The organism is Nakamurella sp. GG22 (assembly GCF_052976845.2).
In genome coordinates this window covers 1-26,092 of the sequence record NZ_JBRIIO020000039.1, presented here as the reverse complement: position 1 = coordinate 26,092, position 26,092 = coordinate 1, and the positions used below count along the sequence as shown (strand labels likewise).

Genomic DNA, 26,092 nt, shown 5'->3' with positions numbered 1-26,092 from the left:
GCCGCCGGCTCCGTCAGCTCGCCTCACGACAGCACGAGCCAGCATCGCGGAATCTTGGCCAGAACCGACTAGCTCGACAATTCACTGATGGCGCACGACCGGCTCGATTAGAGTCCATACTCGATAACTAAGAGGATGTCTCGGAGCGCGTCCGGTGCGAACGCTGCCCTTCCGGCGGGATCGGCCAAAGTTCCCGCATCATCGACGACGAGTGAGTGAGTTGCTTTCAGCCCGCCTGCCACGCCGGCATCAACGGCGATGGACGGAAGCCCTCCGAACTGGTCGCCGAGGGTGGCCGGATCACTCGGGGTGGAGAATCCCGTGGCTGGGGTGCCGTTGATGGAGATCTGCAGTGATCCCACATTGGCACGGTCGGTCGGGACGATCACCATAGCGGCGCCGGCCACCTGCAGTGTTCGACGCTGTAGAAACAAGGGAAAGTGCCGGTCCTCGATGTCAAACGTCGCGACTGTTCCTGCCGGCGTACTGATCAGACGGTTAAATGCAGTCGAGTACTCCTGCCTCAGGCTAAACACCCGCGTGAGGGTATTATCGGTCAGGTAGTTAAGCAAGGCTCCCTCAAGCGCGGCGTTTCCCCTCTCTACATCCTGTCGGAGACCCCCATCCTCATCGGCGACATAACTAATGTTCACGATGATGTCGTTGATGCTGTGGTAGTCGAACGGTCGGAACCCGGCTGGTAGCTCGAGCAGCCACTCGGTGACCGCTCCGGCTCCTTCGAAAGGCAGGTACCTATCGTCTCGGAACGAGAACTCGAAGATGCCAGCGTCGCCCTGACCCGTGCTTGTAGCCACCGACGCCGAGCCGAGCACGGGAACCTCGTGGAGCGCGGCCGCCCCGAGCACCGCCTCCTTGCGTATGAAGCTACGCTCGAGGGTCAGCCTGGCGCTGACGTTAGTGTAGGGGCCGGTGATGCAGGGAATTGTCAAGCGAACCCCACGGATCTGGCGTCTGTACTGACCCGGGTAGTAGAGGTCGAAGTAGAACTCTGGGATCGAGAACCTGCAGCTTGCGGACTCTTTGAGGTCGATCAGTGCGGATGGTGCAATCTGTGACAGTGAGAAGCTCTGGTTGATCTCGGCCTGACGTCTGCTCGACTCGACGTAACGGCGGTCCATGTTGTTCAGCCCGACGACCAGCCGTTCGCCCGCCAAGAGCCCCGAGCGTGATGCATCCCATTCGCCGCCGACGAACGTCGAGCTGTCGCCCTGGCGTTCGAAGCGATACGCCCTCTCCGCCAGCCGCGCCATCACAAGCGCATCCTCGTACGCGGCACGGTGTAGCTGTTGAAGAGTCCGGGATAGATACGTATAAAGGCCGAAATTGCTGAACTTGTGCGCGAAGAAGTCCATCACCTCGTCCTGCTGGGCGATGGCTTGCTCGTGCATCTGCAACGCGCGGCTCGCCATGTCACGCCGAAGATTTGCGATAACTAGGTCCTTCTCGATCACCTTCACGTCATGCTCGGCAAGCTTGCGCTGGTGCTCCCAACCTTCGGCACGGCGTTCGAACCCGGCTGCGAGCCCGGCGATGGCTGCCGTGATATCGGCCGCCTGCCCGATGATCCCCATGGCAGCGGACCAGTTCTTGAGACTGTTTCCCACCTCCTGACCGCCGTACTTCATGGAGAACGGCGATCCGACCTGCGGCAACAGGTAGGTGATGCCAGCAGCGACGGCGAGGGCGGTCTGCGTCGCCCTCACGCCCATCGACGTCAGTTGCGCGCCGGTCTGCGTGAGCTCCGCGCCGGTAAGTCCCGTGGAGAGTAGCTCTTCGTAGAACTGTTTGCGGTACTGCGCAGCCGCTTCGCGTCGGGCGACGACCTCGATCGCTTCCTCGGCGACCTTGACCTCGTTCTTGCGCACCTCGGTCAGTAGCGACAAGACGTTCTTCTGGTGGATGTTGCGCAGCTTGTTGAGATCTTCAGCATCTCGCTTCTCCAATGCGGAGAGGAGCGCGGCCCCAAACCCTTGAACGGTCGAGGCGTACGCCCTCGCCTTATCCACGAGGTAGCGGTACCGATAGGGCGGTAGCGCCCCGCTGGCGGAAGCCAGGAGCTCCTCGAGGCTGACGCCTGCGGCCGCACCGCCCACTAGTAGCCCCGGGTCGAGCTCGGGCGCGAAGAGCGGTAGCAGTCGGAAGACCCCGTTGATGTCCTGGCAGTGACGGATCTTGTACAGACGTTCCTCGACCCGGTCCCAGTACTCTCCGATCCGGTTGTTGGCGGGGACGCAGAACACGGGACTGATCTGGCGGCCGAGCGACACACCCCAACCGGGCAGCCACTTGACCTTATCGTAGAAAGAGCCGTTCGTCACGATCCCGGGAACCGTCACGCGGTTCTTCGTTGGGGCCTGGTGAATGATAAAGCTATCGGCGACTGTGAAGCGGCCGACCACGTTGCGCACCTGGACGGGGGCGCTGGCGAGGGCTGACGTAAGGAGTTCCCGACGGCTGGCGCCGGGACGGGCCGCCGCAGCGGCCGAGTCGAAGGCGCCAGACGCCGCGGCCTCGACTGAAGAGGTCTTCGTACCGCGGTAAACGGCCTTGGTGGTGCGCGAGGCCAGCCGCGAGTCGACGGCTACCAGATTCGACCCGAACAACGGTGAGAACGTCCGGACGCCGGTGGACATGATGGACTCGATCTCCATCAGGAACTCAGAATCGTCGACCAGCATCTTCTTGATCACTGAATAGGTCTTCGGTATGACCCTTCCCTCTCCGCAGTCGCCAAGTTGGGCTGGGCGGTCGCCTAGGAGCTCGCGCGCCGAGATGTATGTGAAGGTGGCCTCACGCAGCAGCTCCGGGTTGAGCTCGGCGAATGCCCTGATGAACAGCTCATCGCCCCAGTCCAGAAGGTTGTCGATGTACTTCATCACAATCGCCTTCTGGTACGCGCTGATCCGCAGGCGGGCGATCGCGTGAGGGTTGAACGGGTCGCGCTTGTACTGCTCGATCGCGGCGGCGTTTGTCAGCTGCGCTCGCAAAGTGTCGAGCGAGAGGTTGCGGAACTCGCGGTACCGCCAGTTGCGGTCGAGCTCACGTCGCTGGCGCTCCTCGGCCGTCAGGCCGGCAGGGATCTTGGTGATCGTCTCCGAGGCAGTCGGGTCGAAGACGTAGTGATACCAGCGTTGGGCTTCAGCGAAGCGCCCTTGGCTGTTGAAGTGGTCCGCAATGAGAAACGGGATGTGGAAAAATATCTCCCTGAGATAGCTCCCGGTCGGCCCATCGAAGTCGAGCTCTGCCGTCTTGGAGGCGTCGAAGACCTTCTGGGGGTCCAGGTTGAGACCGGTGGGAGCTTCTGCGAAACCGAACTGCGTCTTCGTCTCCAGCAAGGCTTCCAGGCCCTGGTTGAACAGCACGTCGGCGATGTTCTCGCTGACGCTGGTGTTGAGACGCCGCAGGTGGTACCTGCCGTCGGCGCGCGCTCCGTGCTGTAGGTAGAAGGCGTCTCGCCGGGTTTGGATGATCACGTCCCCGACGGACCCGTTCACGACGTCGAGACTTACGTCGCTCGGTGCGTCGCCAATCCGGTTGACCTTGAACCTGTCTTGGAGGTAATCGGTGATGACTTCGTCCCACTGCGGTCCGGTCCACGCCCCCGGACTGCCGGTCGGGTCGGTCGCGGCGAGCTTCTGCGTGTAGAACGCAGGTCGTGTCTCGTCGAGCAGGAGCGTCGCGTAGGTGTAGGTGTCGAAGCAGGGCAGGCCTGACGGTGCCGAGTGCAGCTCGCGGCGCGTTCCGTTGCTGATCAGACGGGACCATACGAGCTCGGACGGCAGCAGTGAGGTGAGGTCGAAGTTCCCGCCGCTGAGAGCCCAGATGAGGATGAAGAGCCCGGGGTTCAACCACGGCACACCCTCTTCGCTTGATGAACCGGTGTACTCGTACTGTTTGCCGATCTTGAACCGGTAGAGGTCGACGGGCGACCACAACTGAAAGTTGACGCCACGGATCGCCATCTGCTCGCCGGACGCTGGGTAGAGCTGGTCCCACTGGAAACCTTCGAGAGTGTAGTCGTCTCTTGGGATCTCGTGGGGCACGTCGTCGTACAGTGGCTCGAAGTTCGAGTAGAAAGTGAACTCGAACCAGATGATCTCCTGCTTTGAGGTGTCCTTCGGCACGATGGGATCGAGCACCACGCCGTTGTCTTTGTAGGACTCAGGGAAGCTGTTGGCCACGAACGGACTCTCGTCGAGGCGCAGCTTCTGGGGCGTCGTCCAGCGTCCGTCTACCTCCCGGCGGCTGAAATCGACATACGCTGTGTGCTGGTAGCCGGTGAACTTGCTCGCCCCGTCCTTCACCGAGTTCTGCGCTTTGGTGACGTACCGGATCCAGAAGACGAACAGCTGGCTGTTGTGCACTACGGGCGCGATCTTGCGCACTGGGACCTGGATGTTGAGGGACTCCCAGTTTCCCCAGTGAGTGGCCTTCGCTGCGTCGCCGATACCGAAGTGCACGTTCTCCACTCGGCGGTAGTAGAAGACCGGGGGGTCGTCCTGCGTAACGCCGAAGAGGTGCAGGACGTCGACCTCGCTGTCTTCGTCGACCTCGTGGTAGGAGCCACAGATGGTCAAGTGAGCGACCTCATCAAAGCCGCGCAGGTACTTGCCGTACGCCTCGATGATCGCCTCGTCGGTGACCTCCCGCGAGAGTAGGTCCTCCTCGAGTTCGACGAATAACGGCGTCTTGTCGTCCCGGAGCTCGGGCTCGATGTAGTTCTCGGGGTACAGGAAGACCTTGCGGTTCGCCTCCCACACCCGATAGTTCTTTCGCCACGCCCACTCGTCGTCGATGACCGACTCAGGTGGCACCTGGATCGGGTTGGGGTCCGATGCCAAGGTCCCTTCCAAGTTGCGGGCGCATCGGTGGACGTATAGCTGGACGCTGTCGATCGCCGCCGCGACACGTGAGGTGCGCATACAACCCTCGACCTCGACGTCGAGCAGAAAGTAGTGGTAGAGGTCGTCGACCTCGTTGAAGATCCTGGATCCACCGTTAACGAGGTAGTTGACCAGCCCGTCGCGCCGGCGTGACAACAACGCGTTCTCGATCGGCTCGATTGTGGTCGACCAAAGGTCCTCGTCCTCGAAGGACGCGCGGATTGCGGACTGGATCGCATCGCCCGCGCTGGCGAGCTCGTCGTAGTCGCTTGAGAGGGCAAGGGTCAGCACATCGGCGCCAATGCGCAGCATCTGGACGAAGGAAGAGGCACGGATCAGCTCCCGAACCGCATCTATCGCGGTAGCGCTGAGTTGCGTGTTGACCTGGAGGGACTGCGATAGCGCCGTGCCGCAACGAAGGAGCTTGGCCAGCTCCGTCTGGTCGGCGTTCGCGAACCGGTGCACTGGGTGAAACGCTGCCAGGACCGCTTCGAGATCCGGCGCGTCGTCCTCATTGAGGACGCGGTCGATGACGATCTCCCGCAAACCGGCGAGCTGACGGGCGGACGCGGTCGTGATCGCGTCGAAGTCGGCGATCCCGAAGATCGCCTGGTTGTCACCGATGAACCGGATCCGCTCCGGCGTGAATACCGTGGGGTCGCCGAAGACTGTCGCGACCCGACAGAGCCGTCTGATCAGGTCAGCCGTCGCGGAGGGTGCGGTGGTGTCGCCGAGTAGATCGACGAAGTAGACGTCGTTACCGAGGTCCACCCCAAGCACCTGGACGAGGGCGTCGAGGTGATCAACGCCCACACCTAGGGCGATCGGCAGCATCGACCCCAAGATGGCCGAGCTGTGATGGCCGAGAATGACGTCCTTGATCGCTCCAGCGAGAGACGTCGGCACCCCTGCCGGAAGGGTGAGCGGCGTCGTCGTCGGGTCCACTCCTGCCCCCACGCGGTAGCCCGACTGGGAGTCAGCGGGCACAACCAGGGCCGGGTTGGCCGCCACGATCGCGCGGGACTGAGCGTCGGTGATCTCTGCACCGGTTGTGGTCTGGGGCACTGCAGCGGCAAAAATGTTCGTTGAATCCATGTCGATGACGATCTTGGCGGTGCTACCAGTAGCTGCCCGCAGCACCAGGGAGAGATAGTTGCCGTCCGGGTCTTCCACCCCGGTGCTGGCGGAACGGAATGCTCGCGTTGCGGTGGCTTGGCCATTCCAGTCGAGCACCGCAGCGTCGACCGTAGTCGCGGCCGCGAACGTGACTGTCTCGGTCGGCTCACTTCGTCCACTGCGCACCGGCGTGTAGGTGACCGACTCGCCGCCTGTGAGCGGTGCGAACGGCGTACGGCTGGTGACCGACGGAGCGGTCGGCGCTATTTCCGCGAACACCGTGTCGGCAAATACGATTACGCCCGACTCGGCGACGCTGTCGACGAACTCCTGGGCGACGACCGCGGCATCCCGCAGGTCCCCGGCCGCTGCCGGCGAAGGGTGGGTCGCTCCGCGTGCTGTCACGGGTGGCGCGGGCGTGAAGATCGCCGTGGAGTCGGCGGCGACCTCCAGCTGGGAGTCGGCTCCTGTGCCCGCCGCCGGGCGGAGAGACAGGTGCTGTCCGCCGATGTCCTCGACGCCGAATGCGTCGGAAGGGAAGGCAATGACGTTCTGCACCTGAGAGTTCCAGTCGGTGATGGTGGCGGCCAGGTGAGGATTTACGCCGAAGGTCACTGTCTCCGCGTTCTGTGCCGTCCCGCCATTGCTGGCGATCGAGGTAACCGTCTCGCCACCCGCCGTGCCGGCGACAGGGCTGGAACTTGTGATGATCGGGGGCAAGCCTGGGCGGGCGATGTCGACCAGCTCGCCGAGATCCCATCCGCTCGCGTTGCACCACGAGTGCACCCGGAACAGCGCGGCGAGGTCGGCGGCGCCGTGCACGTGCGCCAGCGGAATCTCAGTTGCCAACGCGGCGAGCGCGAAGAGTTCCTTCGGGCTAACTCTGAGCAGCCTGCTCAACCGTGCGTGACGGTATAGCAGGGTCAGGTTCTCGATGGTCAGGTCAATGTGCTTGTCGTTGTCGTTTGCCGACTCTAGGTCGATGCCGAGAGGGCGGGCGAGGCCTCTGACAAGGTCCAGCAGCTCGGCCTCCTGGACGCCGAGACCGGCGAGAAGACGATGGAGGTTCGGGTCGACCGCCGCGGGCGGCGCGCTCGCCAAGCCGGCGTGAAGGAACGAGGTTGCGGGCTGGGGGTAAGGCCCCGCAGCGTCGACAAAGCGGGACTTGTTGAACAGACGGTCGAGAAGGCTCACCGTGAGCTGGACGTTGCTGGGTGCGGGCTCGGTTGCACCGACGCCCATCGTCGGGTCGGTGGCCGGACCCGTCCTGACGAGGGGTAGTTGAGGAATCGGTGACCATAAGGCGAGAAACTCGTCAATGCTCACCGCGCGACGGTCCATCTCCTCCTGGATCCACGCGATCGCGGCGACGACTGCGGGGCCGAGGTCTGCCCCCATGGCGGCCTGGTGGACGTGGCGCAGCGCCAGGTCGAGTTCGCCGATCCGCCATCCCGTGGCGCGCCAGAGCCGGACGAAGCGATGCATCCTGTCGAGAACCGCGGGGGTCAGCCCCTCGATGTGCTCAATGTCGTTCTGGACGCTCTGCGCGCTCCGCTTGCTGCCCCTGACCCTGACCGTGACGGCACCGTCTGCGGTGACGTAATGGGTCGCAGTCAGATCGGCCAGCTCGCTCCTCGACACTGCGAGGGGAGGGAGAAGTTGCTGCGCGTCGAAGCGCTGAATTGCTCCGCCGACCAACGTGAACGGGATGCCAAACATCGCGATCAGGAAGGGCAGGCTGGTGTTCGGAGTGACGATCAGGTCGAAATCCTTGGCCGGCAGGCGCAGCCGAGCCCTCGCCAGTTTGTCACCCGAGACATTGGCGGCGGACGCTACGTCACCCAGGGTCTGCTCGAAGTGCCGCAGGTAGCCCTTGACCTGCTCGAAGGCGAGATTGAACGGTAGCCCGAAGGTCTTTGCCGAGTTCTGCAGCGTGTTCTTGTAGACGCTGGCACGGACGGCCACACGATCGTCGAGCCCGCCGGCGAAGCCGGTCGAGAGAGCGATCTGGTTCTCCAAAATCTCGTTCACGATGACGAGGTATGGAATGGGCGTGTGGGAATTGTGGCAGGTGACTTCGAGCTTCCAGAGATCAGGGCGTCGCTTCCGCAGCGTCAACGGATGCGTGGGCTTGCTCGCGAAGACAGGTTCCGTGATGTGGTCCTCGACGAACGTCATCAAGTCGACGAAGTAGGCGGCTGGGCTCAGGATGGAGTTGCAGTGCTTGCAGTCGCAGAAGTCTTGGTTGCCGAAAAAGTCCTCGAAGCCCGGGATCTCCTTGAGCCAGCCACCCAGCTTCGGGCTCATGTTGCCGACCGCGAAGTCGACAAACTGGCCCTTGATGATGTCGATGATCGATCCCACGTGGGCGGACAACCCGGAGGCAATCCCTTCGGCTTTCGCCTTGTAGGCGGCGACGTCGGCCGCGGGCAGGCCGGTCTTGGCGACGATCAACTCCGAACGGGTCATCGCCAACGTTAATGCGGAGCGGAATCCCCCAGCCACCAGCTTCTCGGCCGTGTCGATGTCGTCAGTCACGGCCAAGGCTCGTTGATAGACGCGGGCATTGGCGAGCATCATTGCTCTGTCGTCGTCGTCCGCCGCCGCGCCGAATGACAACCGCGCAATGTCGTCGCTGCCGTGTGTGAGGTCGGCGCCGAGCGCACCGGGGTTGTCGGCGAGAAAGCCGTTGGCAAGCTCGATCCGGCGTGACACCTCGCCCTCGCGGTCGGAATCGCTGAGCCGGCGGTCATCGAAGACCGAGGCCAGGCGCATGCCGGCATATCGATTAGCGACGCCAACCGTGTTCTCGAAGTGGGCCTTGAGAGTCGCAACTTCGTCCTCGCTGAAGGACGAGTCGTCCAGCGAGCTGAAATCGCGGACGCCGATGATCCCCACGCCCGGGTTTTGGTCGCGCATCGCGTGCAACGCGGAGTTGTCAGCAACGATCGCCGCTACGTCTGTCTCGCGCAGCCGCTTGTGGAGCGTCTCGGTGGGGAAAACGCGCTCGACCTTGTGCGCCAAAAGAACCGCATACTCTTCAGGGTCGATGCCGCCCGGAGGAATTGTTCGACTCTCCTGGATGAGACGTACCCAGTCGTCACGTCCCATTCCGGCGAGTTCTTCGATATCGGCGACACGAGCCTTGGCGGCCCTGACCAGTTCGGGACGGTCATCTAGCAGGTTGAACATCGCTGCCCCCAACCCTGCTTTTCGAGCCTCGTCTGCCGAAAATGAGCCGTCCTCGACCAAGGCCCTGAGCCGGTCGTCGGTCAGCTCGTACACCGACCCCACCCGTTCGACCAGCACAGTGGCGACGTTGTCAGGCAAGCCCATTGCATCGCTGACCAGGTAAAGCCTCGCGGCCGCCAGATCTCGGGCAAATTCCGGATGGAAGGCGATCGGCTCGTCGAGTCGCAGCAGGTCGCCGATCGAGACATCAGAACTAGGTCCGATCGCGGACGGTCGTTCGATCGACTCTTCGAGTTGGTGGAGTTCGTTGAGCGTGTCCTCATTCTGACCAAGCTCGGCTTCTTCCTGGATGGCTACTCGCAGTGCGTCGATCGTGGCGTCACGAAGGGAGGTCGCTGGAGTCGAGCCAGCGATGTTCAGACGGCGCGTGCTCATGATCTCGCGCAATTGGCCGGAGTTCGCGTCGAGACGCTGGACGGCAGATTTGGTGATGCGGTCCTGGAGCCGGATGATAGCTGGCTCCGCGCGACGGGCATCCAAAGCGAGTAGCTCATTGACGCTGAGTTGTGAGTGCTTCTCCAAATACAGCAACTCCTGCTTGTCCATAATGTTCTCCCTCATTAGTCGGGCCAGATACGCGCGTCAGGTGCGCAGAAGCCGACGACGAAGTCCATGGCCTCGAGAATCACGTCCTCGACCGCTTCGTCGGCCCGTTCGCGTATTGACTCCAGTGCTTGGTAGGCGTCGTCGCGCGTACCGCCGATCGCTTGGAAGTCCCTTAGGACATCAAGGAGACGTCGTAGGTCCACCTTCGCGGCTGCTAGAAGTGCATCACGCAGCGCAGGCCCGTTCATAGCTTCTTCCATAGGCTTTGGAGGCTAGCCAAAGCGTTGTTGTAGGCATCTAGCGTCATTTCGTACGCTGGCTCGATCAGTCCGTGCGTTGGGCTGTCCTGGTTGAACCGAAGCTCAGTCCCGAGCTCACTTTCCTCGATCTTCCACACAGGGTCTTTGCCTGTACCGCCCAATTCTGGTGGTCGTCGGTGGGGTGGAAGATTAGCGGGTGTGTCTGGAGACACGGACATTCCGCCGGTGCCGGGTTTGACGGACCCACCGACGACCGGGATATCCGTTCCCGGCCCTGGACCTGATCGAACGCCGAGCTGGCGAGCTGAAGAACCAACTTGAGGAGTACCCATCGCTGTTTCGGTCATGCCCCTGTACAGCGTGCGGCCTTCGTTAGCCGCACTCGCCAGCTCGTCAGCGCTCTTGGTTGCGATCTGAGCAGCCTCGTCAACGTGTTTGGTGGCTGTGGTAACCAGGCTCGCCGCCTCGTCGCCATACTTAGTGATGACGGCCGCAACGTCGCCGGCCTGGCTAGCCGCCTTCACTGCGCGCCTTCCGAATTTGCCTGCGGTCGCCGCCCATCCCGCGAGGGGGATCATCGCCGCAAAGCTGAGCGCAGCACCTGCATAGTCGCCGCGGGCCAATGAAATGAGGCCGTTAAGCCCATCGGCGATCTCGCCGAGACCTGGGATCAGCCCGATGATGTCGAGGCCGACCTGGACATGGTCGACTACGGCGGCGGCGACATCGGCGATGTCGTTGAGCGGGTCCGCGAGCCAGGTGGGCAGAGTGAGCCAGCCAGTACCACCGCGCAGGCCGCCGCGCTCGCCCTCGGGTTCGCCCCCCTCGCGTCCCTCGGGGCTGCGACCTGCGTCACCCGAGCCTCCGGGGTCTGTGGCCCCGGCCGTACTGCCGCTGACACCGTCCGGACGGACGCCGCTGCCACCTTCCGCCCCTGGCTCACCACGGGGGTCGCCACCAAACGCGCCCGTTGTGCCGGGATCGGTGTCGTTGCCTGGGTCGGCCCCGCCCTCCTCTTCGTGCGAGCCGGACGCTTTGGTCGAGGGTCCTTTGTCGTCGGATTTGCCCTCTTTGCTGGGCTGGGCCCCGTCGGGCTGCCCACCACCCGGTGACTTGCCGTCCTCCGAACCCTTCTCGCCGGACCCTCCCGTGCCTCGCTTCTCGTCCTTCTTCGCCTCGGTGCGCTTCGCGCCCTCGCCCCCGCTGCCGTCCGCAGTGCCAGTGTTGTCACCGTCGCCTTCGCCGGGTTTGTCCTTGGCCGTCCCCTTGGATTCTTTGCCGTGGCCCTGACCTATTCCGGGCTTACTTCCCGAGCCCTCGCTTCCCCCGACGGGGAACAGGTCCGCGCCGGTCAGCACCCCCTCAGGCAGTGGACCGTCGAGGACGGACCAGTTGCCCTCTGCTGGGTTCCAGACCACGGCGCCCTTGATGCGTTCTTTCGAGACATATTCGCTGACCTCCTTATAGGCGGCCTCGGTGCGCTGTGTGAGGGGTAGAGGGCGCTTGGTCGGGACCGATTTCTGGCGCTTGAAGCCGACCACCGGGTGTGCGAAGTCCGTTTGCAGCCCGTTGAAGTCGACGAACGTGATGGGGTTGTTGCGAACGAAACGGTAAAGGTTGAACCCGTCGGCGGGACCAATAGGGTCGGGACTGAGCCAACCGCCGATGAAGGGCGCGTAGTAGCGAAAGTCGTAGCAGTAGAAGCCGGTGGCGTCGTCGCAAATCTGCCCGCTGTAGCGGTTGTCCTTCAACCTCGAATCCCTGGCGCTCCGGCCGGCGATGAAGCTCGTCCCCCCGTAGGGGAAGTACTCCTCGTAGGTTATGAGTCCGCCGGCGTCGTCGAGCTCGAGGGAGATTGATCCGAGGTGGTTGCCGACGACGTAGTGGACTATCGGAGTGCCGACGGTACTGGTCTCCAGCCCGGTCTGGTCGACCGTCCACTGATAGATGGTGGCGAGTCGTAGCGAACCGTCAGCAACGTGTGACGTCTGGCGCAGCAGCGAGGTGTTGTTCCCGCGTCGGATGCGCTTGATCTCGCACCCGTCGAGATATGTGATCTCGGTCGTCGTCACCTGCCCGGTGACGAGCCGCTCGGTGATGCGGCGAACTCGCCGGCCGTCGGCTCCGTAGACGTAGTACTCCGCGTCGTCGGGTTCGCCCGTCGCGGTGCGGTCGATGATCACGGCCCGCGTGAGGTTGTTGTCGTGGTCCCACTCCATCCACCGCAGGTGGGGCATAACCGTCGTGTTGCCGTTGGCGTCGAACGACAGCTCAGGGTTGACGGTCGGTGTGCCGTCGAGCCCTCGGCTCGGCACTGATCGGTTGGAAGTGGGCGAAACCGACATGTCCGTCGTCCAGCTGTTCGTCGCACCTAGGTGCTGGATGCGAGTGATGTTGCCGGCCAGGTCGTAGCCGTAGGTGCGTCGGTAGCGCTCGACGGCGGCGCCATTGTTGAGAGATAGGTGACGCGTTCCCTTGATCGCATCCGGCGCAGACAGGCCCGACCGGTAGTCGTGCTGCAGTAGCCCCTGGTGGACTCGGCCGGTCGCTTCCACCAGCTGGTAGAAGGCGTCGTAGGTGTACTCCGATGCCGAGCTCGTGCTCAGGCCCTGGATGAGTGGGGTGGGTGCGGCGGGTTCTTGCGCGTGGTCGACCAACCTGGTGACGTTGCCCACGGGGTCGTAGGTGATATCGACATCGAGATACGTGCGACTTCCGGTACCGGTGCTCATCTGAGTTGCAAAGTGTGTCAAGCGGAACATTTCGGCGTCGAAGTCGTAGCTGGTTTCCATGCCGTTGCCTAGGTGAACCAGCGTTCGCTGGCCGCGTGCGTTTGCTTGGATCGCAGTGGCGATGACCGATTGGTTGAGCTGCCCATCAGCCGTCGTTAGCCGCACCTCGCCGAGATGGCCGGCAGCCGTGTAGTCGTAGTCTCGGGTGGTCCCGTCTGGGAGGAAACGACTGGCTGGCCGTCCGAGTGCGTCGTAGTGAGTTTCTGTCCGGTGGACAGTGCCTCCAAGAGAGACCGCACCCAGGGTCGACCAGTCGGCGATGATGCGGTGAGCGTCGGGGGCGTCGCGCAGCCGTCGACCACTGGACCGAACCTGGCCGTCCAGGTGGTAGAGTTCGTGCGTCAGCAAACCGGCATTGTCGTACTGCTCGATTACCCGCCCGCGGACGTTCCTGAGGTCAGCCTGTTCGACCAGCGGATTGTCACCGTAAACGGTCCGCTCGATGACCGCATCGAATCCGTTGGGCCTGCGCAGGCGGGTTGAGGTCCGCCGGCCGTTCACGTCGTACGCGTGCTCGAAGTCGGCCCCGCGTCCATCCCATCGACGGATGAGACGGCCGTGGACGTCGTAAAGGTTCCACCGCTGACCACTGTCGGGTGAGTCTTCGGACAGCACTCGCCCCAGCATGTCGTGCCGATAGGTAAACATGACAAGGCCGCGAGGATCGGTCACCTGCTCGGTCAGTCCCCGCGCTCCGAGCTTGGTCACGGTCACTCGCTCTACCCCGCCCGGCCCAGTTTCGCGCAGCGTCGTGGTGCGCCCTAGTACGTCTATCTCGACGATCGTCGGGGTGCGGGCGAGGGCCTGCGCCATGGTCAGCGCGTTGCGTTCAGGGTCGCCGGGAGGCAACGCGCTCCGCGCGGTCTCGTAGGCCGATCCGACGACATTGTCGACAGCGTCCGAGTGGTGCGTGCACCAGGAGCTGTACATGTTGGTGACGACGGTGCCGTTGGGAAGATCGCGGCGGATCACGCGACCAACCGCGTCGTAGCGGGTTAGCGTGGCCACCCCGTAGGAGCGCAGCTCCGCGTCGGCCTCGAACGCCGGGACCGTCGAGAACAGCGGCTCGTAGCTACGGACAATCCATCCCTTGTTGTTGATGACGTCGTGGCCGCTGGTCAGCCAGCGTGCCGCTGCGACGGAAAGCATGGGCTCGCCGCCGGCGCCGACGACTACCGCTCCGTTGGCCCCGCGCTGAATGGCCGGCCCGCCGTCAACCCGACGTTTTGTCTGCACCGGCCGGGAGAACCCGTCGCTGTAGGTAATAGCCATGGCGATCCGCCCGGTGGCAACCGGGCCGCCACCCTCGCCGTCGTAGACCAGTTGCTCTCGTTCCAGCACGAGGGTGCACGGTGGTCCGTCCCCTCGCTGGAACGCCTCCGGGTCGTGCATCGTGAACCGGCTGGCACCCTGGACGAATCGTGCAGGATCGGCAAGGACGTCCCCGACGGCATGGTCTCCGCGGTGAACGTACTTAGAGAGCGGCTCGGAGCCGACTGGGTGCGGTTGCCCATCCGCCCCGAGCTGACGTCCTCGCGCGCTGACCACAAAGGCGACGCCGAGGGGGTCGTACAGCGCCTCGTTGACGTTGCCGTTGGCATCGACGACCGCGCTGGATGCCAGCACCTGATAGTCGGGTGTGCTCTCGATCCGGTTGCCGAAGGCGTCGTCGATGGACACCACCAGCAAGTCGTGGGCGTCGAAGGCGAAGACCTGCCTGCTGCCGCCGGGGTCGGACTCTTGGATCAGCCGATGGAACCGCGGCCGCTCTGCGTAGCGGTAGGTGGTGGCCTCGGCCCACCAATGCCCGTCGGCCGAAAGATAGCGCCCTTCGACCGTGAGCATCTGGCCGGTGATCCGCCCGCCGAACGAGCCGGCGACCGCCGACTCCGGGAGCATCGCCCGCTCGACATGGTGCAGCAGCGTCGTCGATCCCACTCGGCCACCGGGCAGCGCTGCGGTGAGCTGGTCATCCCAGTAGACGTTGCGGTTCCAGGCGAGCAGCCGGGCCTGGGGGCTGGAACCGGCGGCAACCTCGTGGAAGTCGATCGTGTTGGCCAGTGCCGTGGCGCACTGTCCGGCCACGTCGCTCCACCGGAAGACGCCGGCCGCGGGCCGCACCAGCCCCGTCAGCTCATAACGACGGTCCTGTTGCTCGATACCGACCTCGAATCGGTCGGCGTCGTCGAAGTTCACGTGCTGCCGCAGGTGGAGCTCGGCGAACAGATCACTCTGTTCCGGGTTCGGAGCAGGGCCAACCGGACGTCGCGGGTAGCCGAGCGACAATCGGGTGTTGACATTTCCGAAATCGTCGGTGTGGAGCACGAACTCGTGCGCGACTCGCGGGTCGGTGGCGTCTCCTTCGTACTCGTAGCTCAGTAGCTCGCACTGCGCGAACGTGTACACCGGCTGGCTACGGTCCGGGGACGACTGGAGGTGGCGGACCCGGTAGCCAAACTCGACAGTGCGGAGAGGATGTGTCTCCCGGGTTCCGTCCGGTCGGGTCGAGTAGATCTCCTGCCGAATAGGCATGCCCGCGAGCGCACGGTCCGCGTCCATCTGCTCCGCCGTCGTCAGCTCCGTGGTGGCCTCCACCCTCGGCACACCGACGTGCGCGGCGCTGGCGTCACCCCGATAGAAGAGCCCGCTCAGCCCGGGGTCCAATGGGGCGCCCGTGTGATGCCAGCTGCGCACGACGGCCGGAGGAGCGGACTCCTCAATGGCGGCCGCGCCAGCTGCTTGGATGGCGTCGGAGTCGAACGACGTGACCAAACCGAACCCGCCGAAACGGCGCTCGCGGTCATCGAAGTATCCATCTCGGTACTGGTAGCGGGTCACCATCGAGGCACCGAGGACACGGTCGAACCCCTCGAATCGAGTCACGACGGAGTGGTGATAGGGCATAAGCGTCTGCCACGGCTCCATCGACGACTTGTCGCGGAGGTACTCACGTGCGGAGCTCCGGTATTCGAGCCGGGCTTCGCGGCCGACACCGTTGCTGACCGACAGCAGGGCGCGCGATGGCGTCGAGCTGCAGAGCCGGAGGTAACTGATCGCGTGGCCCTCGTGCGACGCGAGCGGAGTCGACCAGACCACGCAGCGACCGCCGTCACCGAGAAAATCCAAGATGTGCACAGCACTTGCGCGGTCGATGTAGGGGAGGCCGGCAATTCGCACCATCGGGCCGAAGGAATTGCCGCTCTGGTTGCTCCAACAGCGCACCTCGCCGTTGCCGATGTACAGGAGATCGGCCGTCCCACTGCCGTCGAGGTCGACGAAGCGAATCCGAGCTCCGTCCATCTCGTAGAAGCCGTCGATCTGAGGAGCGCCCTCCATGACGATGCCAGCGCCGAACTTTCCGTCCCCGAGGTGGGGCCAGTACTCGACTCTGCCGTTGTCGACGCGGACGAAGTCCAACGCGCCGTCACCAGTCATGTCGAGGAAGAACGTCCGCATGCGGCTGTCCTGCGTCAATGTGGGCGCGCCACCTGCACCAGCGTCAGGCTTCGTGAGCTCCCTGGGCTCGGCGAAGCCGTCCGCGCCCAATGACGGGTACCAGACGAGGCGGTCCAGGTGGTCGATGAGGAGGTCGGCATGCCCGTCGCCGTTGAGGTCGATCCGTTGAACTCGCGCGTTGACCAAGTCGATGCGCGGGAGCCCATTCAGTGACCTGAACCCCTCCCACTCATGGGTCGCCCTGTCACGGCGGAAGTGTCCAGCTTCCCGGCCCTCGATCGACACAAGGTGTAGGTTGCCGTCGCCTTCGAGGTCGTCGAACTCGAAGCTCTCAGAGATCGCCGCGGGCAATTCGTCCACCGCGACCAAGGGCCCGAACCGGCCTTCGCCCAAATTCTCCTTGTAGTACCAGCAGCCCTGATTGCGATGCAAAAAGCCGGGGACTCCTTCGTTGCGCAGGTCGACCCATTGGTACTCCCGACCGCTGAGTCCGGACGGAAGGTCGGTGACACCGTCGCAGACCTCGAACGACCGTGCCGGTTCGTTTGTGCCGTAGACCATCGTTAGCGGAGGAACCGCCCGATCTTCGCTGACACCCGAGGTGAGATCCCGGCGATAGCCTCGCCGTCGGATCTGACGAAGCATCGAGCCCGCCGGATGCTCGTCGTAGGAAAGCTCGAAGGCATTCACCAGGCACGGCGTCGCGCCGAGCTCGGGGAACCGGTGGAACATCAACACCCTGCGACAGAGACGATAAGTGCGCAAATCGAAGCCTGGCAAGCAAGTAGAGAAAGGATCGAGCCGAACGTCCCAAATAGCATCGTCCAGCACCTCGCCCGGCGTCGGGACCGCCGCCTGCGCGTGCTCGCCATAGTCGAAAACCGCCTCGAATCGCCATTCGTTCGCCGGGTCGACGAGCGCCCGATGACCCATCGGGGTGCTGTTGCCGTACAGAATCCGCTTGATGTACCGCTGGGACGGCGCGTCCCCAGTGCGAGCCCGAGGAGATTCGAACGCCGAGGTGGTGTCGACGCCGTCCGCATTTTCCTTCTTGTACTGATAGACGATGGCGTTTCCCTTGGGGTCGTACTGCGCTTCGAGAAGCCATTGGAAGACACGTCTATCGGGGTCGGCTGGATCGGCGATCCGCGTCGAGTTGTCGGCAGCCTGTCCGAATAGCGAGATCACGCCGTTGCGTGCTCGTACCACCCAGTGTGTTCGTCCAGTCGTCCTTCGCGTCCACTTCTCGAATCTCTCGAACGAACGTTCCACGGCGGGTCTGAAGCGCTCAATGGTGAAGTTCCCGTGTTGGGATATGACGGCCGGCCACGACGCTCCTTGGCGCGTGCGGTAAGGCACCAAGCGATCCCCACCCGCATAAAGATAGCGATCAGTCGTGGGTGAATAGTCAGGCAGCCCTCGACGGGTGTCTAGGCCGATCGCGGGAAGTCCAGCGAGGCCCCACCCGACCCCAAACGGGGAGTTACGGCCGGGCGTAGCGTGCACAAGCGCCAGATCCGGAGTGAACATCGACCGGCCCGGGCTCATCGACAGCGGAACGGTCAACCGCGCTATCCCGGTGAGTGCCTCAACCTCGACAGTATGGTCAATCGAGAGCTCAGAGAGTGTCACCTCCCGCAGACCCACCAATTCCAACTCCGTCCCTCGAAGACGGACATATTGGAGATCATGGTGGCATAGGCGAGGTGCCAAGGCATTAAGGATCGCCCCTCATCACCCAATTGGCCTCCGACCGACCCTGCGACTGTCAAGTTGGTGCCCAACGGCCAAGTCGTTAGTAGTGGCCGAAGAGGCGGCGCGGGTAGGGCAGACGCTTGTCGCCCCACTAGAACAACTAGCGTGGCCGGCCCTAGGGAGACTAGGAACGCGCCCGGATCGGCCGGGCGACAAGGCAACCACGTGCCGAAATCACACCCCCAGGATCAGCTAGCGCGATCGTGAGTTCACCGACGCTGACACGGCAGGACAGGGAAGGAGCCGTCAATCCGCGTTGCGCAAGCGCATTAAAATGAACTTGTCGGACCGGCGAGCAAGCACCGAGTGGGTTCAGATTAAACTGCAGGCCGAGGCTGATTCGCTAGGTAAGCCACTGATGTGCCCGGAACATGCGGTGCGCGCTCCACCCAGCCACCGTAGCGCTCCGAGTTGCGTTTGATAAGCATGTTTGGCCTGGCGTACTTCTAACCCCCACGGAGTAGCGCCGAGGCCTTGTGCATCGGTGGTTCCGGCTCTCGCGCAGATCGCCATAAGGACAGTCGTCGGCTTGGGCGCCTCGATCCCGCTTGTTGGCTGCGCCGAAACATCGCCGACGAATTATGGTGGAACCTCGGCGACGAGTTAGGCGAGGCGACGCCCGTCCTGCGGAACAAGCAAAGGTAAACGACTTACTCGACGGCTAGTGGTCTGTCGCGCGTTTGGTCCAGACGAACGGGTGGGATGGGTCGTTACCGCGGCTGACGAAATGGACTGTAGTGAACTCGGTGAACAGCTACTTTGATTCCCCCCACAGCAGCACGCCGGAGGGCGGTTCATGGATCGATGACCAAGGCGTCCGGGGAAAGCCGGGTCGTGTTTGCCGGCACGCCAATTACCGGCGCCTCGAGTACACCGCATGCTGCGGCGCTCATGTCACCGGGTACGAAAATGGCAGTGGAAAGCAAGCTCACCGCCTGGCTTGCTGGTCCGCAGGTACCGAGGGCCCATGGTGGTTGACTCGGCAACTGTCGGTTTGGTGACGGGGCGATGGCCTGTGACGCTTCCAGGAACAAGTGTGCGATCGATTCTTGCCAGCCCTACCCATTATTTGCCGGGAGTGTATTGGACTTCCTGGACAGCCTTTTCCCCTGGGAGCGACGCGCCTCGGAGGGTGAAGTATGCCACGGCCAGCGACCCCGGCGTGTGTGGTTGGAACATTGCGTAACTGCCATGTCGCACGTCCCTCCGCCGGACCCTTATCGATCAGTCAATTGCGCAGCTAGGTTTGCACTAGAACCGAATCGACAGAGACAACCGCGCCATCACTTGACAACCCGAGACCTCGGCGGACAGCCTTGGTTGTACGCTGCCTCTGCAGGTTGGCCAGCGAGCACGTGACGAGGCAGTGAGCACGTGACCAGGCAGTCTCTGGTGGGGACCCTGGGGTCGTGCCTGAATTTGTCATATAGATCGGTGGCGGGGCCGCTGGGTCGCGACAGATTTGCCGAAGCGTTGGGTTGCCTGGTCGAAGGCGGCATGGTGGGACTGGGGAGATCTACGGCTGCAGTACTAGGCGCTAGTCCTGCGAAATGGGTGGATCCGTGGCCCGAGGCAGAAGCGTAAAGTTCTCGATGCCGATTGACGCAGCCGAATGACCGGCTGCGCGCTGTTAGGTTCACCGCGGCACTAACCAATTGACTTGCACCAAACGCCATTAGACATCATGTGGTCTCGCGTCATCTTTCGTTCAGGAGCACCTCCCGCGCCGCACTCATAAGCTCGCCACCGTACTCGACTTAATCCGTTATCGCTTACGCCCCATCGCGCCACCGCTCCTGCGAGGGGGTCAGGCCTCGAACGACGAGAGATCCAGCTTCACACCGACCTTGAGCATGTTCGGGTCCAGACCGATGATGTCACGATTCGCCTCGTAGAGTGCTCTCCATCCGCCCGGGACTCGCAGCGTGCGGGCGATGGACGCTAAGGTGTCTCCTCTCTTTACGATATAGATTTTTGGATTCTCAGGCGTTTCCGCCCCGGTGGGCGGCCGCGGTGGAGTGACATGGTCTAGCTTCGCGACACGCAGCTTCACCGTCACGATGCCTTCCGAAACCCCTAACCGCAGCAGGCTCTGCTCGAGCAACGGCTGCGACACCTTTTCGGTCCCCGCCGCGACCTCCTTGCGGTACTGATTCAGGCCTGCACGCAGCACGGCAAGCGGCTGAGCTGTCAGGCGAGTGACGGCATTGGCGAGGCGACCCTCGCCTGCGCCGCCAGGCTGTGGCCCACCTTCCGCCTCGCGGAGCGTCATTAGATGCGCGACCTCCTGAACCACCGGGATTCCTACCCCGCCGAAGATCACGGGTAAGCCATCGAGCGTCGCCCGGACTATGTCGTGGTACTCGCGTTGAACCGGCATCGCCAACGTCAGCAAGGTGTCCAACAGCACCCGGGAGCCGGTGTACGCCTCTCTCGCCGTAGCCAGCGGCTCCGGGGCGGACTGCGACAGCAGCTTGTTGTGCAGCCACGGATACAAGCCAGTCTGCGGATCCTCGCGCCAAATGCGTTGCCAGCCTGCGACGTATGGGCGCAACCCGTCTATCAGTTGCCAATTGACCTCGACTGGCTCGGCATGGGCCAAGGCCGGAGACCACTCCCGCCCCCATCTGTCGGCGCCCCAGATTTTGTCCAGGGATTCGCTCCGAGACTCTGCCGCGGGTTCAGCTGCCGAAGCCCGGACGCTGTACCGCAGCGCTGGTGGACCCGGGTCGGGAGGGTATTGGTTGTCTCCTCCCTCCGCCCGCTGGAACGGCCAAACGGACACATCGACATACGCCCGCACGACTCCCTCCTCTTGCCCGGGCTCTTGCACGAACCGACCAACTGCGAGCGCGTCGGCGCGATCGGCACCGGCGACAGCGCGCAGCGTGGCTGGCATTCGGCGGGTCATCTCGGGTGGGAGCTGACTGAACCCGCGTACATCAAGGCTCACATCGATTCTCGGCGCGTAGTCCCATTGTTCCTTTGCGTCTGGGGGCGTGAACTTCGGGACGTAGGGGATGTGGGCGGCCTGCTCAGCGCGCATCAGCTCGTCCTCCCAATCTACGGCCGCCCGCTCCAGCGCCTCACCCAGCTCGATGGCTTTGTTGGCGACACTGTCGCAGGCCAGCATCAATGAATTGCGGTCCTCACCGTCGACCTCAGCCACGAGACCGCCAAGGACTTCCCGGACGAATAGTCCATTCAAGCGCACGGACTTGCGGCGCCCATCCAGATCGGCGCTGTTGGTCCGCGCGGCCAGCTCAGGCCACTCACTTTCCAGTTGCGTGAACGCGCTCGCGGCGACGGCCCACGTGTCCGGGTTTGGTATTAGCCGGTTCGGCAGGTTCACCGCGCCGGGCCACTCGCGCTCGCGCGCCACCGCAATCACCAGCGCGAGGTTGTCTGCGGCGCTAGCGCTCGGCGAGGTCAGCTCCGTGGCCAGTGACGCGAAGTCCTTGTCGCGACCCACCACTCGCGACTCGATGTTGCCCTGACATCGCTCGGTCGCCCACCGGTAGAACTCGCCCTCGAAGGCCTGGTATTCAGCTACCGTCATCTCCGGTTCTTCCGAACGTGCCGGACGCCCCAGCGCCGTGTCCATCGCCAGCTTGAGCTCCTCGCGCTCAGCCTCCCTGAAGTACGCCAACAGGTTCCGCTCGACACTCGTCAGCGCCTCGCGCTGCTGCTGCAGGCCGGCCAAGACTACGTCGACCTTCTGGCTCAACCTTCGATTGCCCAGATCGATACGGTCCATGGCCGCCATCACGTCGGCGTAAATACGGTCCAGACGCCGTTCAATTCGGTCGAACCGCCCCGACATGTCCTCGCGCAGGTCGCGCATGTCGGTACGCAGATCTTCTATGGCGTTCAGGATGCGCTCAGTGTCACTTGGCCCGCCGCCAGCGAAGAGACTGATTAAGGCTACTGCCGCGCCAATGAAGTTCCCGGTCGCTGCCATCGCCCCGGCTGCGACAGCCCCAGTGATGACGGCGGTTGAAATGTTCGCGGCAACCTGGACAAGCTCAACACCTGCGCGGGCCACCTGAATCGCCGCTCCGCCAACCCGAGCGACTTCTCCTGCAAGCTTCGGGTCGACGAGGCTCATCAGTGAAGTGATCACCTGCAGGCTGCCCTGGGCTCCGAGGAGCACCGGCTCGGCTTCCCGGACGATTTCGGTCCGGCGTGCGTTACGTTCCTCGGCCGCATGCCGCTCCGCCTCCGAGGCCCGCTGCTCGGCTACCCACCCCAGCACCGTTTCCTGACCTGCACGGATCGCGGCGAGCTCGGAGCGGATGCCCTCGGTGCCGTCTTTGATGGTTATCTGCAGTTCCCCGAACCGCTCGTCCAGCTCCTTCTTCAGCTCCTCCGCATCGATGACCAGGGTGCCGTCGGAGCGCACCGCTTTGCGGATCGCGGGTCCGAAGACCTCCCCGTGCTCGAAGACGATTCCAGCTGGCGTCGCTGGCATCTCGGTACGTTTGCCTGCTAGTTTCGGCGCGACGTAAGTCGACTCCGTGGCACACAGCCGGTCGCTAAGGCAACTGTCGGTAATGAAGTTGATGTCGTCGTCGAGGGTGAGGTCGCTGATCGTCAGCTGACGTTGCCAACGTGAGGACTCGACCGCGCTTTCGAGGGCGAACCAGTCTTGAACGGGTGTCAGACCCATCGCGTCTTGGGCTAGACCTACCACTGTGCTCAGCACTTTCGCCGTCGCCGAGGGCGCCCCGCCCAGCAACTTCTCGGCAAAGCCGAGAACAACAGGCAGGTCGTTCTGCGCACTCCAACTACCGGTCCGCCCTTCCTCGACGGCCCGGCGCCAGGTGAGCCCGACCTCCTTGGCCTGGCGGACCGCTTCGCGAGGCTCAGTCCGCGGTCCTGAGCGCCGCAGATCCTCCTGTTTCAGTTTGCCCAGATACACGAGCTCCTTAATGGCGACCTGTCGGTCGATCACGTCGGGGTAGTGCTCCAACAGAACGGCCCTCAGCAGAGCGGGGTCCCGGCTGATCACGATCTCGTCGCCCATGACGCCTCCCGTTAGAGCGGAAACAAGCTAGCTTCCGCATACTCGCCACCGCCTCCATGCTGCGCGGTCCTCCTCCGCCGAGCAACCCCGGCCACAACGGCGACCGGTCGAATCATCCTGTTGGTGCACTGAACGGAACGACGGGTTTGCGTGGCGCCCGCCTACGAGCATCAGAGACGGTTTCCGGGACGCGGGTTCGGCGCAGGCGGCCTCTTTAGGTGCGAGTCGACGCTCTCGACCTTGTGCAGCGGGCGTTGTCTCCCGAATCTCCGGCAGCGCGCCCAATTTGACCCTCGCGCATTTCTTGCCCCAAATGCATGCGCTGCCGTCCAGGGACGGACGACGGCCGCCAATACGCCCCCAGTGTCGGCGCGTGACGCCGTGTTCGTCTGCCGAGTCAGCGACCTGGCACCGCGGGATGGCGACTGGCCCGTGATCGGAGAGTTGCGGGGCTGGCCCCGCGAGTACGGCCCCTTGCCTCAGTTCCAAATCCCCCATACCCGCCTGACCAGCAGGGGCCGCTGACCATTCACTGTGATCACGACCCTGGTCCACTCAAGCGGTCGGTTGTTACCACCGATCCGACGACTCACCGCCGCGCTACCACACGGGGCCACATTCTCGGCGCGCCTAGCGATCGAACGGCTGACCACGATCGTTCGACCGCATGCCCTCACGGTCGATCGTTTTTAAACGATTTTCAGAAGCGTAGTCGCGTAACCGCTGCCCGCCGTTAAGACCCCACAACGCCCCGGCGGCATCAGTTTGGCTGATGGGAAGTCTGCTGCATTGTGGGCAGGCCTGTCGTTCGACCGAACATCGTAAGGGCTCGCCAGCTTCCGTGAACCGGTCACGCTGAGGGTGATCGCCGGGTTACGGCAAATGAACCAGATACGGCCAACCGCCTCCGTCACGCGGAGCGATCTCGCCCGTAAACCGTTGTCTGTTGTTTTTTGTAGCCCTTTTGCCAAACTATTTGGCACCGTGGCCGCCTGTCGACGGCTAGCTGATGGCACGAACGGACGTTGGTGCGGCGGTGCGGGAGGATTGCTGGGTGCTGACCCTCGACGCAGCGACAGTCGGCGAATCGTTTACCGGTGACTGTGGAACCGCGTAGGCTGCCTTCCAACGGCGAATGAAAAGATAAAGGAGTCCAGATGGCTAAGCAGCAATCGGTGACGCTGGTCGACGACCTCGATGGTGGAAAAGCAGCGGAAACCCTGCGATTCGGGCTCGACGGGGTGCTGTACGACATTGATTTGAATAAGCGGAATGCCACCGCGCTGCGGAAAGCCCTCGCCGACTTTGTCGACCACGCTCGCAAAGTGAGGCCGCCTCGCAGCACGGCTCGACCCAATAAAACGCGTGGCGGCGCCGTCGCTGCCACCCCTGCTCAGATCCGGGCGTGGGCGGGTAATAGCGGGGTCGCGCTGTCGTCCCGCGGCCGGATCCCCGCGACCGTGCTCGAGCAGTACACTGCGGCGAATTCGTAGGCCAGTCAACCGCTCACTCCGCAGGCCAGGTTGGACAGGATGCTGTGGGCTGTCCGGTGACCCAATTCCGCCGTGCCTAGTGACCCCGGACAGGGCGGCCGAAGGGCATCGGTTGTCGTTGCGTGATGGCGGGCCTACGGGGTGGTGCCGCGACCGGTTATGCGTCAGGCCTGGATGAGGTGGGCGCCGAGTTCGCGTTCGAGGAGGTCTAGCAGTGTTTCGATTTCCGGTGGTGGTTCGGGGTCGGGCCAGTACTGGGTGCCGGTGACGTAAATGCTGGTTTCGGTGTGTCGATCGACGACGCGGAGTGCGCGCCGGTACGCGACGCGTTCTTCACGGTGACGTTTGACGTGTGCGCGGACGTCGTCGATGCATCCGAATTGTTCGGCCAGCATCGTGAGGCCGTGTGCTGTGGTCAGTGACCAGCGGCCGCGGTGTTGACGGGTCAGGTTCCATGCGGCGAGGGTGTGCAGGGCGTCGTGGATCGTTGACCGGGCGAGGCCCGTGCTGGTGATCAGGTCGAAGCTGCGCACCGGCCGGCCTGGTTGGGTTTCGAGTGCTTCGTAGACGATCGCGGCGGGGTGGCCGAGTTCGCGGAACACGGGTCGTAGCGCGTGGAGTTTGCCGTGTCGCCAGCTGATGGTGGTTGCCCGCGTGGTGATCTCGTCGGGGATGCGGAGTTGGTAGAGGTCGCCGGCCAGGCCGCGGTCGTTCTCGATGAGGTCGATCAGCGGGTCTGGTTCGTCGCGGAGCTGGCGTAGGTGGGCGGCGACGGTGGTGTGGTCCAGGCCGGTCGCGATGGACAGTGATCGGACTCCGAAGGCGATGTAGCGAGAGCCGCTTTTCATCGCGGCTTCCCCCAGTGCCCGGAGGACCCAGCGGATGCCGATGCTGCTGCGGCCCGTGTAGCGGGTCCGCTCGAGCAACGTCATGGCGGTCCACCAGGTACGCAGCCATTGGTATTCCGCGGGGGTCCCTCTTCTTTGTTGATCTTGCTGGGTGGGTGGTGGTGCCCCCCCGTGTGATGGTGGCTCGCTTGTGGGGGATTTATGGACATGGCGGGTTTGCGGTGAGGTGGCCTGTTTGGTGACCCAGGTGACGGCTTTGCGCCAGTCGGCCAGGACCGCGGTGCGGCGGGTGCGTGGGTTGCGGTAGCGGGTGTAGAAGGCGGCCAGGCCGGGCCAGGTGCCGTTGTGGATGCGGGCGAGGACGGCGGGCAGGGTGAGGCCTGCCCAGACGGCGGCGTCGAGGACGGCCTGCCGGGCTTCGGAGGGGGACCGGTACTTGGTGGTGTCGTAGGTGCCAGTGGTGGCGATGCGCAGATAGTCGGCGGTGAGCTGCCTCGGCCCGCTTGGGCGGGGGCGGTACCCCTCGAGGGGGGCGTCGGGACGCGTTGCGGCGTCGTCGATGTGGTGCCGTACGTGGACGGTGGCCAGTTCGGCATCGATTCGTGCTCGATGAACCGGGCGCTTAATAGCTTAATCACCGACTG

Annotated in this window: 6 protein-coding genes and 1 pseudogene; 2 read left to right on the top strand and 5 right to left on the bottom strand. The window is 63.8% G+C overall.

Features of this window, described 5'->3' with window-relative positions; translation table 11 throughout:
• Positions 1-107: 107 nt before the first annotated feature.
• The 4 genes from ACVBEQ_RS24990 to ACVBEQ_RS24975 form a co-directional block, all read right to left on the bottom strand.
• Complete coding sequence (locus ACVBEQ_RS24990; protein ID WP_447156108.1) at positions 108-9,818, bottom strand: Tc toxin subunit A-related protein; 9,711 nt, start codon at positions 9,816-9,818, stop codon at positions 108-110.
• Positions 9,819-9,832: 14 nt separating this feature from the next.
• The gene (locus tag ACVBEQ_RS24985) at positions 9,833-10,078 is read right to left on the bottom strand and encodes a hypothetical protein (protein WP_447156107.1); all 246 of its coding nucleotides are present in this window, start codon (positions 10,076-10,078) and stop codon (positions 9,833-9,835) included.
• Positions 10,063-17,958, bottom strand: coding sequence for a SpvB/TcaC N-terminal domain-containing protein (locus ACVBEQ_RS24980; RefSeq protein ID WP_447156122.1), 7,896 nt, complete (start codon positions 17,956-17,958; stop codon positions 10,063-10,065). The genes ACVBEQ_RS24985 and ACVBEQ_RS24980 overlap by 16 nt, the downstream gene beginning before the upstream one ends.
• Positions 17,959-19,888: 1,930 nt before the next feature.
• Positions 19,889-23,107: a LysM peptidoglycan-binding domain-containing protein gene (locus ACVBEQ_RS24975; protein WP_447156106.1), complete on the bottom strand. Its 3,219-nt coding sequence runs from the start codon at positions 23,105-23,107 to the stop codon at positions 19,889-19,891.
• A gap of 1,157 nt (positions 23,108-24,264) precedes the next feature.
• Here ACVBEQ_RS24975 and ACVBEQ_RS24970 point away from each other — a divergent pair.
• Complete coding sequence (locus ACVBEQ_RS24970; RefSeq protein ID WP_447156105.1) at positions 24,265-24,600, top strand: histone-like nucleoid-structuring protein Lsr2; 336 nt, start codon at positions 24,265-24,267, stop codon at positions 24,598-24,600.
• Between the two features lie 164 nt (positions 24,601-24,764).
• Here the strand turns inward: ACVBEQ_RS24970 and ACVBEQ_RS24965 are convergent, their stop codons facing one another.
• The gene (locus tag ACVBEQ_RS24965) at positions 24,765-25,532 is read right to left on the bottom strand and encodes a helix-turn-helix domain-containing protein (RefSeq protein WP_447156104.1); all 768 of its coding nucleotides are present in this window, start codon (positions 25,530-25,532) and stop codon (positions 24,765-24,767) included.
• A gap of 261 nt (positions 25,533-25,793) precedes the next feature.
• Between ACVBEQ_RS24965 and ACVBEQ_RS24960 the strand changes: the two are divergent.
• Positions 25,794-26,092, top strand: a pseudogene (locus ACVBEQ_RS24960) (hypothetical protein); the annotation flags it as partial.